This window comes from Stenotrophomonas sp. STEN009, assembly GCF_056760395.1.
Genome location: NZ_JBRRES010000060.1, coordinates 1 through 14,784, shown reverse-complemented (window position 1 = coordinate 14,784; position 14,784 = coordinate 1). Strand labels below are relative to the sequence as shown.

14 protein-coding genes are annotated in these 14,784 nt (G+C 67.4%); 2 read left to right on the top strand and 12 right to left on the bottom strand.

The genetic code is table 11. The features are described 5' to 3' along the window. Positions 1-23 precede the first annotated feature (23 nt). Positions 24-749 (top strand): SDR family oxidoreductase, encoded by a 726-nt coding sequence (locus tag ACVOMM_RS18180; protein ID WP_481526598.1) that lies wholly within the window; start codon positions 24-26, stop codon positions 747-749. Positions 750-861: 112 nt separating this feature from the next. Here the strand turns inward: ACVOMM_RS18180 and ACVOMM_RS18175 are convergent, their stop codons facing one another. From ACVOMM_RS18175 to ACVOMM_RS18150, 6 genes are all read right to left on the bottom strand, one after another. Further along, positions 862-1,557 (bottom strand): YiaD family glycine zipper/OmpA-like lipoprotein, encoded by a 696-nt coding sequence (locus ACVOMM_RS18175; protein ID WP_053517326.1) that lies wholly within the window; start codon positions 1,555-1,557, stop codon positions 862-864. Between the two features lie 141 nt (positions 1,558-1,698). Continuing rightward, the gene (locus ACVOMM_RS18170) at positions 1,699-3,114 is read right to left on the bottom strand and encodes a cryptochrome/photolyase family protein (protein ID WP_481526597.1); all 1,416 of its coding nucleotides are present in this window, start codon (positions 3,112-3,114) and stop codon (positions 1,699-1,701) included. An 85-nt stretch (positions 3,115-3,199) separates the two neighbouring features. Beyond that, the gene (locus tag ACVOMM_RS18165; RefSeq protein ID WP_481526596.1) at positions 3,200-3,820 is read right to left on the bottom strand and encodes an inorganic diphosphatase; all 621 of its coding nucleotides are present in this window, start codon (positions 3,818-3,820) and stop codon (positions 3,200-3,202) included. A 10-nt stretch (positions 3,821-3,830) separates the two neighbouring features. Continuing rightward, positions 3,831-5,195, bottom strand: coding sequence for a purple acid phosphatase family protein (locus tag ACVOMM_RS18160; RefSeq protein ID WP_053517322.1), 1,365 nt, complete (start codon positions 5,193-5,195; stop codon positions 3,831-3,833). Continuing rightward, positions 5,192-6,304, bottom strand: a complete 1,113-nt coding sequence (locus tag ACVOMM_RS18155) for an NHL repeat-containing protein (RefSeq protein ID WP_283219859.1) — start codon at positions 6,302-6,304, stop codon at positions 5,192-5,194. The genes ACVOMM_RS18160 and ACVOMM_RS18155 overlap by 4 nt, the downstream gene beginning before the upstream one ends. Continuing rightward, on the bottom strand, positions 6,304-8,817 hold the full coding sequence (locus tag ACVOMM_RS18150) for a TonB-dependent receptor (protein ID WP_481526599.1): 2,514 nt from the start codon (positions 8,815-8,817) through the stop codon (positions 6,304-6,306). The genes ACVOMM_RS18155 and ACVOMM_RS18150 overlap by 1 nt, the downstream gene beginning before the upstream one ends. A 211-nt stretch (positions 8,818-9,028) precedes the next feature. On the opposite strand from ACVOMM_RS18150, the gene upp reads away from it, so the two are divergent. Further along, positions 9,029-9,661 carry a uracil phosphoribosyltransferase gene (gene upp / locus ACVOMM_RS18145; RefSeq protein ID WP_053517320.1) on the top strand — a complete coding sequence of 211 codons (633 nt, stop codon included), beginning with the start codon at positions 9,029-9,031 and terminating at the stop codon, positions 9,659-9,661. Positions 9,662-9,713: 52 nt separating this feature from the next. Here upp and ACVOMM_RS18140 read toward each other — a convergent pair whose 3' ends face one another. From ACVOMM_RS18140 to rsmD, 6 genes are all read right to left on the bottom strand, one after another. Then, on the bottom strand, positions 9,714-10,601 hold the full coding sequence (locus ACVOMM_RS18140) for an MBL fold metallo-hydrolase (protein ID WP_053517318.1): 888 nt from the start codon (positions 10,599-10,601) through the stop codon (positions 9,714-9,716). Between the two features lie 120 nt (positions 10,602-10,721). Continuing rightward, positions 10,722-12,452 (bottom strand): gamma-glutamyltransferase, encoded by a 1,731-nt coding sequence (gene ggt, locus ACVOMM_RS18135; protein WP_283219861.1) that lies wholly within the window; start codon positions 12,450-12,452, stop codon positions 10,722-10,724. Beyond that, positions 12,449-12,730, bottom strand: coding sequence for a YfhL family 4Fe-4S dicluster ferredoxin (locus ACVOMM_RS18130; RefSeq protein ID WP_053517316.1), 282 nt, complete (start codon positions 12,728-12,730; stop codon positions 12,449-12,451). Before ACVOMM_RS18130 ends, ggt begins: the two co-directional genes overlap by 4 nt. Positions 12,731-12,862: 132 nt before the next feature. Then, positions 12,863-13,354, bottom strand: coding sequence for a hypothetical protein (locus tag ACVOMM_RS18125; RefSeq protein WP_053517314.1), 492 nt, complete (start codon positions 13,352-13,354; stop codon positions 12,863-12,865). A 58-nt stretch (positions 13,355-13,412) separates the two neighbouring features. Continuing rightward, positions 13,413-13,922 carry a pantetheine-phosphate adenylyltransferase gene (gene coaD, locus ACVOMM_RS18120; protein ID WP_053517312.1) on the bottom strand — a complete coding sequence of 170 codons (510 nt, stop codon included), beginning with the start codon at positions 13,920-13,922 and terminating at the stop codon, positions 13,413-13,415. A 26-nt stretch (positions 13,923-13,948) separates the two neighbouring features. Further along, positions 13,949-14,527, bottom strand: a complete 579-nt coding sequence (rsmD, locus tag ACVOMM_RS18115) for a 16S rRNA (guanine(966)-N(2))-methyltransferase RsmD (protein WP_481526595.1) — start codon at positions 14,525-14,527, stop codon at positions 13,949-13,951. Positions 14,528-14,784 lie beyond the last annotated feature (257 nt).

The window sequence follows — 14,784 nt, the reverse complement described above, 5'->3', positions numbered from 1 at the left end:
CCTAGCCCTTCCGTAGACCTGCCATGAGCAATTCCCTAACCATCGTGATCACGGGTGCCTCCAGCGGCAACGGCGCGGGCATCGCCCGCTCGCGGGCGCAGCCCGGCGCGCGCCTGGTGCGGGGCGGGCGCCGCCTCGAACGGTTGCAGGCACTGGCGGATGAACTGCGCCAGCACGGCGCCGACGTACGCGTGCATGCGCTGGACGTGACACAGCGCGCGCAGGTCGAAGCGTTCGCCGCTTCGGCCCTGGAGCAGTTCGGCGCCCTCGATGTGATCGTCAACAATGCCGGTGTGATGCCACTGTCGCCGATGGCATCGCTGAAGGTGGACGAATGGGACCGGATGATCGACGTCAACATCCGCGGTGTACTGCACGGGATCGCAGCCGTGTTGCCCCATATGTGCGCACGCGGCCGCGGACAGATCATCAACATCGCGTCCATCGGCGCGCTGTCGGTCGTACCGACCGCTGCGGTCTACTGCGCCACCAAGCACGCGGTACGCGCCATCTCGGAGGGCCTGCGCCAGGAGCACCGCGAGCTGCGGGTCACCTGCATCCACCCCGGCGTGGTGGAAAGCGAGCTTGCGGACAGCATCACCGACCCGGTCGCCGCCGAAATGATGGTCGGCTATCGCGCCATCGCCCTGCAGCCGGATGCGATCGGGCGCGCGGTGCGGTTCGCCATCGAGCAGCCCGACGACGTGGACGTGAACGAGATCGTGGTGCGGCCGACGGCCGCAGCATGACCCGGCCGCCGTTCCTGCGCTAGGCGCCGCGCATCGCCGCCAACGAAAATGCCGCCTGCAAGGGCGGCATTCCCGTTCCGGCTGCGCCGGACCTGCACGCACGCGCCGCGCGTTACTGCTGCAGCGGAATCACGCGGATTTCAACACGGCGGTTCTTGGCACGGCCGGCATCGGTGCTGTTGTCGGCAATCGGGTACGCCTTGCCGGCGCCCAGCGTTTCGATACGCACGCTCTGCACGCCCTGCCCGATCAGGTACTGGGCGACCGAATCGGCGCGCTCCTTGGACAGGCGGTTGTTGACCGCATCGCTGCCGATGCTGTCGGTATGGCCGACCACTTCGATCATGGTCTGGTTGTAATCACGCAGGGTGCCGGCCACGCCGTTGAGCGCGCCGTAGAACTGCGGCTTCAGTGCCGACTTGCCGAAATCGAAGGTGATGCCGTCGGGCAGGTTCAGCATGATGTTGTCGCCCTGGCGCTGCACATCGATGCCGGTGTTGGCAGTGCGCTCGCGCAGCGCGCGTTCCTGGCGATCCTGGTACTGGCCCACGGCCGCGCCACTGAGCGCGCCGATGCCTGCACCGATCAGCGCGTGCTGGCGGCGCTCGGTCGCACTGTCGCCGCTGAGCAGGCCGGCGGCCACGCCAATGGCGGTACCGATCAGCGCGTTGCGACCGGTCCGGTTCTGCTGCTCGGTCGGGTTGCCGTACTGATCGCTCTGCACGTAGGAACCGCCGGTGGCGCAGGCCGACAGGACGGCCGCGCTCATCAGGGCCAGTGCGACATTGCGGGTGGTGTTGCGGATCATGATGGTCTCCTTGGTTTCCGGTCGGGCCGGCGGCTTGCGGGCCGCCCAGAGGATAAACAGCAGGACGCGATGCCGGGATGATGAACACGCCGCTCGACAGGCCCTTGTTCAGCTAGCTGTCTGGAACCCCGCGACGGCGCTTTACCCCGCTCCCGACTGGCGGTAGGCGGCGAGCGCTGCATCCCGGCCGGCGGCCAGATCCACAAGAGGGCTGCGCGGATACTCCGGCGCGTGCTCGGCCAGCCACTGCGGATGCTGCCACGGCGCGAAGCGCGCCTTCACCGGCAGCGCCGCCAGTTCCGGTACCCAGCGGGTGATGTAGCGCGCCTGAGGATCGAACTTTTCGGCCTGGGTGACCGGATTGAACACGCGGAAGTAAGGCGCTGCATCCGCACCGGTACCGGCCACCCACTGCCAGCCCATCGTGTTGTTGGCCAGGTCGGCATCGACCAGTGTGTCCCAGAACCAGCGTGCGCCATGCAGCCAGTGCGCGCGCAGGTGCTTGCACAGGTAGCTGGCGACGATCATCCGCACCCGGTTGTGCATGTAGCCGGTATGCCACAGCTCGCGCAGGCCGGCATCCACGATCGGTACACCGGTGTTGCCGCGCTGCCAGTCATGCAGCTGGCCGGCGCTGGGCGTGGCCCACGCAAAGCGGTCGAAGCGCGGGTTGAGGTTGCCGGTGGGGGTCTCCGGAAAGTGATGCAGCAGGTGGTAGGCGAAGTCACGCCAGCCCAGTTGCCGCAGGTAGCCGTCGATGTCGGCGTCGGTACCGGCGCTGCGCAGCCCTTCCAGCGCATGGGCGATGCGCCAGGGCGCGATCTCGCCGAAGTGCAGGTGCGGTGACAGCCGCGAGGTGCCGACCCGGTCCGGCAGGTCGCGCTGCGCGCGATAGCCTCGCAGCGCGCCGTCCTCGAACACCGAAAGCGCCTCCAGCGCGCCGGCCTCTCCCGGCTGCCAGTGCTCCCAGAAGCCCTCGTCCCAGCCGAGCGCCGGTGCCAGGCCGAGCGCCTGCAGCGACTCGCCTTCGACGGCATGCGTTGCCAGTGCCGCGGGCGCCGCCTGCAGCCCGGGCAGGCGCCAGTGACTGAGCACGTTGCGCCAGTAGGGGGTGAACACCTTGTACGGCTGCCCCTGCTGGGTGGCGATATCCCACGGCTCGAACAGAAGACTGCCGTTGCAGCTCTGCGCATCGATGCCCTGCTCGCGCAGCGTGCGCTTGATGGAGGCATCACGTGGCTGGGTGGCGGGCTCGTACTTGCGGTTCCAGTACACCGCCGTGGCACCGGTCCGTGCGATCAGTGCCTGCAGCACCGGCAGGCTGTCGCCGATCTGCAGCACCAGGGAAGAACCGCGGCCACGCAGATCCGCATCCAGCGCGGCAAGCGAGCGATGACGCCAGGCGTTGGATGCCGCTCCCGGCGCCCACTCGCCTTCTTCGTGCGGCGCGTGGATGTGCACCGGGACCACATCGTGCCCCGCATCCAGTGCGGCCTGCAGGGCCGGATTGTCCTGCAGCCGCAGGTCGCGACGGAACCAGACCAACGCTACCGACACGTGCACCGCCTTTGCTGTGGAAGGCGGCCATGATAGCCAGCACAGGTGAAGACCGCGCAGGGGTGCAACGCCGTCCGCAGCCGGACTACTTCCCGGCGTCGAAACGCTGCATGGCTTCGCGGATCAGCGTACGCGCCTCGGCCGCGTTGCCCCAGCCCTGCAGCTGCACCGGGTTGCGTCCGGCTGGCAGATCCTTGTACACGCGGAAGAACGCCTCGATGCGCTGCCGCTCGATCTCCGGCAGATCGGCCAGATCGCGGACGCCTGCATAGCTCGGATCAACCTTGTCGGTCGGCACGCCGATGACCTTCTCGTCATGTTCGCCGCCATCGATCATCTTCAGATAGCCGATCGGGCGGAAGCGGATGATCACGCCGGGGTGCAGGGGTTCACGGGTCAGCACCAGCGCGTCCAACGGATCGTTGTCGCCCGCCTGCGTGCGCGGCATCGAACCATAGTTGGCCGGATAGGCCACCGGCATCGACTGGAAGCGGTCGACGTGGACCAGCCCGTCGTCCTTGATCTCATACTTGGTGAAGCTGCCAGCGGGAATTTCCACGGCCAGGTTCACCTCCTGCGGTGCCTGCTGCGGCTGGGCCGCCAGGAACGGATGCAGCACCGCATCAGCGGCGGCCACCGCACCGGCCAGCAACAGCAGAGCGGCACCGATGGCAGCAAGAGGAACGATGCGTCGGGGCATGGTCATCGGCGTCTCCTTATTCCCAGCAACGGTCGGCACGACCCTTGGCAGTCTGCGCGCGCGGGCAGTCGCGTGGCGTGATGCGGCCTTCGGTCAGCTCCGTGCGCTGCTTGCCCCCGCTGGCGTCACGGTGCAGCTCGAAAGCATCGTACAGCTGCCCGGTCACCGTGCGCGCCTCATAGCGCAGGTGCTGCGGATCGATGCGCAGCACTTGGAACAGCTGGGTGTCCTCGGCCACCGGGGCCATCGTCCTTCGGGCTTCATCGGAAAGACGGTACTGCTTCGGTCCCGCCACGGTCACCACGTACTGCGGTGTGGCGGCCTGTCCTTCGCCACGGCGGCCATAGGTGTGGTCGTGCCCCTGCAGCACCAGATCCACCTGGTGACGACGCACCACCGGCAGCAGCACGTCACGCAATGCGGCGTTCTCGCGGCCTTCGCGCGGCGAGTAGAAGGGCTGGTGCAGCATTACGATGGTCCACGGCTGCGGATTGCCGGACAGCACCTTGTCCAGCCAGTGTGCCTGGGCCTGGGCGGTGCCGAGATCGAGTGCCGAGGTTCCATCAAGCACCGCCACGCGCACGCCCTGCGCATCGAACCAGTAGCTGGTCTGCTGCGCGGCAGCGGCGCCATTGCCCGGCAGTGCGAAGGTCACCGGCCAGTGCCGGCCCAGCACACGGCGTTCCTGCGGAGTGTCCTCGAACTCCTCGAAATACTCGTGATTGCCGATGGCAGGCGCCACCAGTGTTTCCTGCGCCAGCCAGCCGGTGGCGGCGAACCATTCGCCCCATTCACTGTCGTCCACACCGTCGCCGCCGCTGACCAGGTCACCCGCGAACAGGCTCAGGCGAGCGTCCGGTGCCGCCTTCTGCGCGGCCCGGACCACGCGGCTGACGTGACTGAGATTCTTGTTCTGGGTATCGCCGAAGTACAGCAGCGTCAGCGGCTGCCCGGCGGTGGCCAGCGTGCGCAGCTGGTTCCATGCACTCCAGCCTGCCCTGCCCTGCACACGGTAGATGTATGCGGTATCCGGCTGCAGGCCATCGATGTCAACGCGGTGATGGTGCGACAGGCCGTTCTCGGTCTGCAGCGCCTGCGTGGTCGCGCGCAGCGCGCGAATGCCTTCGATGGCCGGCGAATCGCCGGCACGCGCGATCTCCAGCAGTGGCGCCTGTACGCTGCCATCCGTACGCCAGGCTACGGCGAATCCGTGGCTGGGGTCGGCCGAGGGCGAGGCAACGATACGATCCGGCAGTGGCGATGCCGCATAGTGGCGGCTGCCCGCAGGCACCTGCGTGTTGGGTTCGACCGCCGCGGTGACCAGCAGAGGCAGGGCCAGCAGCAGGCTGGCGACGAACGCGCGCGTGCTGTGCCGCCTCATGCGCCACACTCCAGCGGCAGCGCCAGCTGCCTGGCAATGCTTTCCCAGTCAAAGGCGACCACGCCCTGATCGTCATGCACCGCGTACAGCGCACCGTGCGGGAACCGCGTGCTGGGCTGCTGCATCAGCCAGATGCCATCGGTGTTGGCCACGGTATTGCCCTGGAAGGCACCGACCGGCTTCAGCGTGTGCCGATCGAAAAGATGGAACACGCTGCGCTGCTTGCCCTGCTCGGTGGTGATCCACCAGCCGTCCTTGCCGCAGGTCCGCAGGGTCACCCCTTCGGCCTGCGCCTTGAACACGTCACGGCCGAAGGTGGTGCCGGTGAAGCGGCCTGCCAGCGTATAGACCTTGAACTCGCTGGCGTAGCTCTCATCCTCTTCGGCAATCAGCAGACGGTCGTTGTCCGGATCGCCCCAGATCGATTCGACCACGCGCAGCGCACCGGCCTCACTGGTGTCGCCGATGTCGGCGATGCGCTTCGCGTCGATCTTCGCGCCGTCGCGGGAAACGTGGTACTGGCGCACGCGCTTGTCCAGTTCCGCCAGCGGCGGCAGGATGTCGCGGCCCTGTGCGTCCTCGCCGTTGTCCCAAGAGTCCGTGACGTAGACGCTGTAGCCGTCCGCCCTGCGATCGACCCACAGCCCGTAGGGTTTGCGCAGATCTTCGGCAGCGAACGTCGCCAGCGGTGTGAAGTCCGGCAGGGACAGGACCTGGACCCGGTGATTGTCGCGTTCCACGATCCACAACAGGTCGTCGGTCACGGCGATGCCATTGGGGCGATCGAACTGTCCCAGGCCGGTACCGGTGGCACCGACGTCGCGCAGGTGACGGCCGGTGCTGCCGTCATACACCACCAGTTTGTCGGTGGCCTTGGCGGTGGCGATCAGCCAGATCTGCCCGTCCGGCGTGCGCCAGGTTGCGGGCGAATCGATGTTGTCGGCGGGCGTGAGTGGCGACACGAACGCCTCGGCAACGGTGGCCACCGTGCGCGCCGGAGGCGTCGGCGACGCCGCATGTGCTGCCGGCGCACGGTCGGCCGCTGGCGTGCAGCCCACGACCAGCGCGGTTGCGATCGCTGCCACGAGCCCCGGAATGTGCCGCCCCATCACAGCGCCACCTTCAGGCCCAGCGCGTAGGTGCGGCCATATTCTTCCATCTGCAGCGTGCGCGAGCGCGTGCCCTGGTACAGCTCCAGCGGCTTGTCCAGCAGGTTCTGCGCCTCGAAGTACAGGCTGACGCGCGGGCTGAAGCGATAATCCAGCGAGAAGTCGAGCTGCGTGTTGGGTGCCACGTAGATGTCGAATGCACGGCCCTTGCCGATGCTGTCCAGATATTCGCTGCGGTACACCGCAGCCAGGCGGGTGCTCAGGCCATATTTCTCGTAGCCGACGTGCGCGCTGTACACGTGCTTGGAGGCACGCGGCAGCATGAAGTCCTCGCCGGCACGGTCCGCGATGCCGGCATCGAATTCGGTATCCAGCCAGGTGCCGCTGGCCCCGACCAGAAGACCGTCGAAGCCTGCCGGCAGGAAGGCCAGCTGCTGCTGCCAGTTGAACTCGGCGCCGCGTACCGTGGCCTTGCGGCCATTGATCGGCTGGGTCACGTCGAAGCCGTCGTAGTCCGGATCATTGGTACGCACGGTTTCCACGATGTAGCCGTCGATGGACTTGTGGAACAGGCCAAGCGAAACGATGCCGGTGCTGCCGATGTACTTTTCCACCGACAGGTCGATGTTCTTCGACTCGTACGGATCCAGCTCGGGATTGCCCAGCCGCACTTCCTCGTCGCCGCGGCTGTAGCCCACACGGGGCGAAACGTCGCCGAAGGACGGGCGCGAGACGGTCTTGTTGGCCGAGGCGCGCAGCACCCAGTCATCGGCTGCGTCGTAGCGCAGATGCAGGCCCGGCAGCACATTGGTGTAGCTGTTGTTGGCCACGCGCGGGGTGACGGTGAAGCTGCGCCCGTTGGCCGCCACCTCGACCTGGTTGCCCACCGCCCTGAAACGGGTGTTCTCCACGCGTGCGCCGCCGATGATGCGCAGCGCGCCGATATCCCAGGTCCCCATCGCATAGCTGGCGAAGATGTCTTCGCTGGCCACATAGTCCTCTTCCAGCGATGCCAGGGCATTGGCGCCGGCATCCTGCGGCCGGGCGCTGTACTGGCTGCCATTGGCCGCCCAGTACGCCCGCATCGCCGCCGAATCCATGCCATCGCCCAGGTTGCCATGGCGATGCTCGGGGGCCGACGTGGTCCAGCTCGAAAGTGCCACCTTCGGGCCCACCCGCAGCTCGCGCTCGTCGGTATTGACATCGCGGTCGCGCCAGCGGCCCAGCAGGCCGAACTTCAGGCTGCTGCTGTCGCCGTCGAAGCGTACGTTGACCTGCGCGCTGTGCTCCTTGTCGTTGACCTGCTTGGGCGAAAGCACGATGCGGTCGAAGGCGTAGTTGCCGTTGTCCAGCCACTGCGGGTTGTCGAAACTGTAGGTCGGCAGCCGGCTGCGCTGGTCCAGGGTGCCGTTGAAGTCATCACCATCCAGTGTGAACCGCGCCTCCATCTCGTCGTTCACCCGCTCCTCGGTGCGGGTGTAGCCGATACGGTAATCGACCACCGCGCTGGTCAGCCGGTTCTCGCCACCGAGGCTGGCTGCGAAGGTGTTCTCTTTCTTGGTGCGGTAACGCATGCGCTTGTCGATCGCATCGCCCGGCATGTCATCCAGCCGGTACTGGTCGGTGCCGGTGCGCACCATGTCGGCATCGTCGAAATTGAAGATCACCCGCTGGCGGGTCTCGGCATCGTCGAACTGGCTGTACAACGTGCGCAGGTAGTACTTGCTGTCTTCATTCGGGCGCCAGTCCAGGTTGAGGTTGGCGCCGATGCGCTTGCGCTCGATCTCGTACTTGCGGTGCTGCAGGTTGATCGCGGTGACATCCCCCGGTGCAGCATCATCCTCGCCGTCGTACTCCACTTCGGTGTTGTCCGATTCAAACCTGCGCTTCTGGTAGTTCACGCCCAGCGCGATGCCGAACGTATCGGCGAACACTTCGCTGTAGTTGAAGGCGGCCTTCGGGCTGGTTTCGCCCGAGAGCTGCTGGTGGCTGCCCTCGATCTTGGCACGCAGGCTGCGCCCGTCGCGATCGAATGCCGAGGCCGATTCGACCAGGACCGCACCGCCGATCGCGTCGCCGGGCATGTCCGGCGTTGGCGACTTGACCACGCGCAGCCGCTCGGTGGAGTCGGAGGGAATGACATCCAGCGGTGCAGCGCGGCTGGAGTCCTCCGGCGTACCCACGGCGATTCCATCGACGCTGACGCTGTTGAGGTTGGCGTCCAGGCCCCGGATGACCACGAAACGGCCTTCGCCCTGGTCGCGGGTGACGCTGATGCCGGGTAGACGCTGCAGCGATTCGGCCACGTTCTTGTCCGGATACTGGCCGAGGGCGTCGGAAGACACGGCGTCTTCGATCGCGTCGCTGCTGCGCTTCAGATCGACCGCGCGGATCTGCGATTCGAGCTGCGCACGCACCTCGACGCGGTCCAGGTCGATCGCATCGACCGCCGCTGCCCCCGTGGCGGCGACCGTCTGCTGGGCGGCGGCCTGCAGCGGAGCGCTGGCCCCCATCGCCAGGGTCAGCGTGATGGCAACGGCCAACGGCGTCTTGATATTCACTGGGAATCCCCATTCCTGTTAAGAATGGGTCTGGACGGTATGTCCGCAAGGTTGCATGGCCATGACAGACGCCCTCGATCCGCGCCCGCTGGCTGCGCTCCGTTTGGGGTTCCGCACCCCGATCCGGCAGAATGATCGCCTCTCCCTTCCCCCTTTTCCGACCATGAAGATCGTCGAAGTGCGCCACCCGCTGGTGCAGCACAAGATCGGCCTGATGCGCAACGCCGCGCTCAGCACCAAGGATTTCCGCGAACTGGCCAACGAGCTGGGCACGCTGCTGGCCTATGAGGCCACCGCTGACCTGGACACCGAGCCGCACACCCTGCCCGGCTGGGCCGGTCCGGTGACCGTGCAGCGCATCGCTGGCGCCAAGATCACCGTGGTGCCGATCCTGCGGGCCGGCCTGGGCATGCTCAGCGGCGTACTGTCGCTGATCCCTGCCGCCCGCGTGAGTGTGGTCGGCCTGCAGCGCGATGAGGAAACCCTGCAGCCGGTGCCGTACTTCGAGCGCCTCACCGGGCGCCTGGAAGAGCGCGATGCGCTGATCCTGGACCCGATGCTGGCCACGGGCGGCACCCTGATCGCCACCATCGACATGCTCAAGCGGGCCGGTGCGCGACGCATCAAGGGCATTTTCCTTGTCGCCGCTCCGGAGGGCATCGACGCGGTCAAGGCAGCGCATCCGGATGTGGAGATCTACACGGCGGCAATCGACGCCCAGCTCAACGAAAAGGGCTACATCCTGCCGGGCCTCGGCGACGCGGGCGACCGCATCTTCGGCACCCGCGTCGGCTGACCGGTGCGGCGGGGTCAGATCCCTTTCGCAGAAAGGGCTCCGACCCCGGCACTTACCCCAGCGCGCGCGCCTTCAGTTCACCCTGCTCGTGCAGGGTCACGAAACGCCCCTTGTCGTCGCGCCCCAGCTGGGCCAGTGCGACCTGCGGGTCGTGGGTAAAGAACAGATGCACGTTGCGCGCCAGCTTGTCCTCCAGGAACTGCCGCTTCTCGTCGATCAGCAGTTCCGCGTTGCGGTCATATCCCATGGTGATCGGCACGTGCACCCACGAGCGCCCCGGAATCAGGTCAGCGCAGAACACCACGCCACCGCGCGCGACCTCGCCTGCATGCCCATGGCCGACGATCTCGGCCAGCATCAGCCCCGGCGTATGCCCATCGCTGTAGCTGAAACGCACGCTGCTCCCCAGCGCCCGGGAGAACTCGCCGTCGACCACTTCCAGGCGCCCACTGGCCTGCAGCAGCCCGGGCAGCTCCGGGATGAAACTGGCGCGGTCGCGCGGGTGCGGCTGAAGTGCGCGCTGCCAGTGCTGTGCACCGACCACATAGGTGGCATTGGGAAACAGCAGTTCGGGCTCGCGCCCCTCGCTCCATGCTGCCAGCAGGCCGCCGGCGTGGTCGAAGTGCAGGTGGCTGAGGACCACCACGTCGATGTCCTCGTGTTCGAAGCCCGCCTCACGCAGCGAATCGATCAGCACGTGCTGGCTTTCCTGCACGCCATAGCGCTCGCGCATGCGCGGATCGAAGAACGCGCCGATGCCGGTTTCAAACAGGACCGTCTTGCCTTCCAGCGGGCTGGCCAACAGCGCGCGGCATGCCAGCTCGATACGGTTCAGCTCATCCGGTGCCGCCCATTTTTCCCACAACGCACGGGGTGCGTTGCCGAACATCGCACCGCCGTCGAGGCGCTGCGAGTTACCACGAATCGACCAGAGTTTCATGCGCCGATTATCGTCGGCAGGCCGTTAAATAATCGCTAGAACGAAACTGCAGCGCCCTGCCATTGCGGGCAGGGCGCTGCGGCTCACCGTCGGCCGGATGGGACCCGGCGAGCCCGGCCGTTACCTGCCGGGCACCACCTGGGCGCTGCCGACCGGGTTGCGCGGATCGCTGCCGCCGAACAACCGGTTGCTCCTGCGATCCCATTCCACCGTCTGCAGATTGCCCCAGACGTGGCTGGAGCCGCGACCACCGGCGGCGACATTCCCCGGCAGATCGATCTTGTGGCCCATCGCCTGCAGCTGCTTCACGGTGGCCGCGTCGAACGCGTTGTCTTCGGCCTCGATCAGGTCCGGCAGCCACTGGTGGTGGTAGCGTGGCAGCGCCGCGACCTGCTGCGCGTCCAGGCCGGCGTCGTAACCAAGGATGCCCAGCAGCACCATGGTGATGATGCGGCTGCCGCCGGGGGTGCCCAGCACCACGACCTTGTCGGCGTTCTCCATGAAGGTCGGCGTCATCGAGCTGAGCATGCGCTTGCCCGGCTTCGGTGCGTTGGCCTCGTAGCCCATCACGCCGAACGCATTGGGCGTGCCCGGCTTCAGCGCGAAATCGTCCATCTCGTTGTTCAGCAGCACACCGGTGCCCTTGGGTATCAGGCCCGAGCCGTACAGCAGGTTGACGGTCTGGGTGGCGCCGACGCGGTTGCCATCACGGTCGATGATCGAGAAATGGGTGGTCTCGTCGTCCTCCAGCGGCGTCGGATTGCCCGACAGCAGGTCGCTGGGCGTGGCCTTCTCCGGATGGATGGTGGCACGCAGGCCCTGCGCGTAATCCTTGCTGGTCAGCACTTTCTGCGGGATCTGCACGAAGTCCGGATCGCCCAGGAAGAACGTGCGGTCGCGGTAGGCGCGCCGCATCGATTCGACTACCAGATGGGCGCGGTGCGCCGGATCCATCTGCTTGATGTCCCAGCCTTCGAGGATCTGCAGCATGCTGGCCAGGGCGATGCCACCGGACGACGGCGGCGGCGCCGTGGTGATCTTCCAGCCGTTGTAGTCGAAGACGATCGGCTCGCGCTGCTTCACCCGGTAGCCGGCCAGCTCCTCGGCGGTCCAGCGGCCACCGGCCTGCTTCACTCCGGCCAGCAGCAGCTTGCCGGTCTGGCCCTTGTAGAAGCCATCGAAGCCACCCGCCGCCAGCCGCTCCAGTGTCTGCGCCAGTTCCGGCTGCCGGAACACATCACCGGTGGCGATCGGCCTGCCGTTGCGCAGGTACACCTCGCGGGTCCCGGGGTAACGCTCCATCACCTCGCGACGCGAGGCATAGCCCTTGGCCATCCGCTCGTACACCGGGAAGCCGTCGCGGGCGATGCGGATGGCCGGTTGCAGCGAAACCGCCAGGGGCAGCCTGCCGTGCCGGGCCGAAAGCTCCACCAGCGCCGCAGGCAGGCCGGGGATACCCGCCGACCAGGCGCCGTTGACCGAGCGGTCGCGGTCCAGGTTGCCCTTCCCGTCAAGGAAGGCCTGCGGCGTGGCGGCGGCCGGCGCGGTCTCGCGCGCATCCAGCATCACGTCCTTGCCGGTGGCCGCGTCATGCAGCAGGAAGAAGCCGCCACCGCCCAGGCCGGAACTGATCGGCTCGACCACCGCCAGCGTCGAAGACACCGCCACCGCGGCGTCGAACGCGTTGCCTCCCTGCGCAAGGATGTCCACGCCGGCCTGGGTGGCCAGCGCGTGGCCGCTGGCAATGGCAGCGCCATCGGGACGTTCGGCACGGGCCGGCGCATCGGCCCAGGCAAGCGGGCTCAGCAACAGGCCGAGCAGCAACACGGGACGGACGAGCAGCGTCTTCATTCGGATGGGGGCTCCGCGTAGAGTTCGGGATGATCGTGCTGCAGCCGGCGCAGTTTGGCCAGCAGCTGGTCTTCCGTTTCCACGATCTCCGGGTCCGGATCGATGCATTCGACCGGGCAGACGACCACGCACTGTGGCTCGTCGAAATGGCCCACGCACTCGGTACAACGGGCGGGGTCGATCACGTAGATGGTTTCACCCATCGCAATGGCCTGGTTCGGGCAGGCCGGCTCGCAGACGTCGCAGTTGACGCAGAGCTCATTGATTTTCAGCGACATGGCGATACTCCTCGCCCGCGCCTTGGGACAAAGGACCGGCCAGCGCGGGCGCGCGGGCCGGTCAGGTCATCGGTGGCGCCCGCTACAGGCGCCACCCGGGCCACGTTGCAACGTGGCCGCCGCGGCTCGGTCTTACTTGGCTTCGACGAAAATGTACTCGGCACCGGTCGGCTGCACGGCCGCCTGCACGCGGGCGTTGTCGGCCGACTGGCCGATGAAGACGACGCGCACGCCCTTCATCGAATCCGGCGACACGTCCTTGAACACGGCCTGGATCATGTCCGCCATCTTGCCCGAGGCCGACGAACCGAAGGCCAGCATGTTGCCCGGCTGCACGCCACGGGCCACGGCCTGGGTCGCGCTCTCGGTCTGGCGCTCGTACTTGGCCTGGAAGTCCGGGTCCGATTCCGGCGAGAGGTAGTACAGGAACGGGCTGTTGGAGATGTTGCCCATGTTCTGGATGGCGACTTCCTGCAGGTACTTCTTCCAGCCTGCGTCGTCGTCCTTGGACGGGGCGACCAGCGCCTGCTTGGCTTCGTCGACCGGAGCGGCCTCTTCCTTCTTGCAGGCGGTGAAGGCCAGGGCCAACGAGGCGATCAGCATCGCGCGCATGGTGGTGTTCATGGTTTCCTCCCGGAATGGTGCGTGGTGTTGTACGTAAGGGGTGCGGGTACGGCGGGGCTTATGACTGGGTCGATTTCGCCTCGCGGACCCTGCGCAGGGCTTCGAGCACCGCGGCCGGCACGAAGCCGGACACGTCGCCGCCCAGGCGCGCGATCTCGCGGACCAGCGAAGACGAAATGAAGCTGTGCTGCTCGGCCGGCGTCAGGAACAGGGTCTCGACTTCCGGGATCAGGTGGCGGTTCATGCTCGCCATCTGGAACTCGTATTCAAAGTCCGACACCGCGCGCAGGCCGCGCAGCAGGACCCCGCCCTGGACGGAGCGTACGAAATGGGCCAGCAGGGTATCGAACCCGCAGACCTCGACGTTGCCATGGTGGCCCAGGGCATCCCGGGCCAGCTGCACGCGCAGTTCCAGCGGCAGGGTCGGCCCCTTGGACGGGCTCTGCGCCACGCCGACCACGACCTTTTCAAACAGCGGCGCGGCCCGGTTCACCAGGTCGATATGACCGTTGGTGATCGGATCGAACGTGCCGGGGTAGACGGCAATGCGGCGGTTGGCCACGGTCATGGGCGGTTGCAGATGTTCAGATGAAGTCAAAGTGTAGCAGCGGCGCGGCGGTACAGGGCAAAGTGCACCTCACGGGTGCCGCCCTCGCGGTGCAGCAGCCAGTCCGGCGGCAGCACCGGGACGTGACCGGCCGGCGACTCCAGGTAGAGCCAGGCGTCGGCTGCCAGATGCCGCGGCAGCTGGGCCAGCACGTCCTGCCAGAGGCCATCGGCGAACGGCGGGTCGATGAACACCAGATCCGCCTGTTGCGCGGGAGCGCCCTGCAACCAGCGCAGGGCATCGGCCTGGACCACGGTGATCTGCGCGCTGGCCTGCAGCTTGGCGACGGCGGCCGACAGATTGCGGCCGAGCTGGGCATCGCGCTCGACCAGGGTGGCGTGAGCGGCGCCGCGCGAGATGGCTTCCAGGCCCAGCGCGCCGCTGCCGGCAAACAGGTCCAGCACGCGGGCCCCGGCCAGTCGGGGCATCAGCCAGTTGAACAGGGTCTCGCGTACGCGGTCACTGCTGGGCCGCAGGCCCGGCAGGTTCGGCACCGGCAGGCGGGTATTGCGCCAGCGCCCGCCGATGATGCGGACCTGGCCGTCATTGCCTCCACGGCCGCTCATCGGGGCCACCGGCGAAGGGTGTTCGAGAATTTCAGCATGAGCGGGATTGTAGTTCGGCCGGGCGGCGCCCGGCACCCGCAGAAGCCAGAGCAACGGCTGGAGCAACGGCTGGAGCAACGGCAAAGGCTGGTTTCCTGGGGGTTGGCGGGGGGGGGGAGGGTTTGGGGGGGGCCCGGGGCACCGCCCGGGGGGCGGGGGGGGCCGCGCCGCCACCGCGGCCCCCCCCCCCCCAGAAAACCCCCCCCCACGCCCCCGCG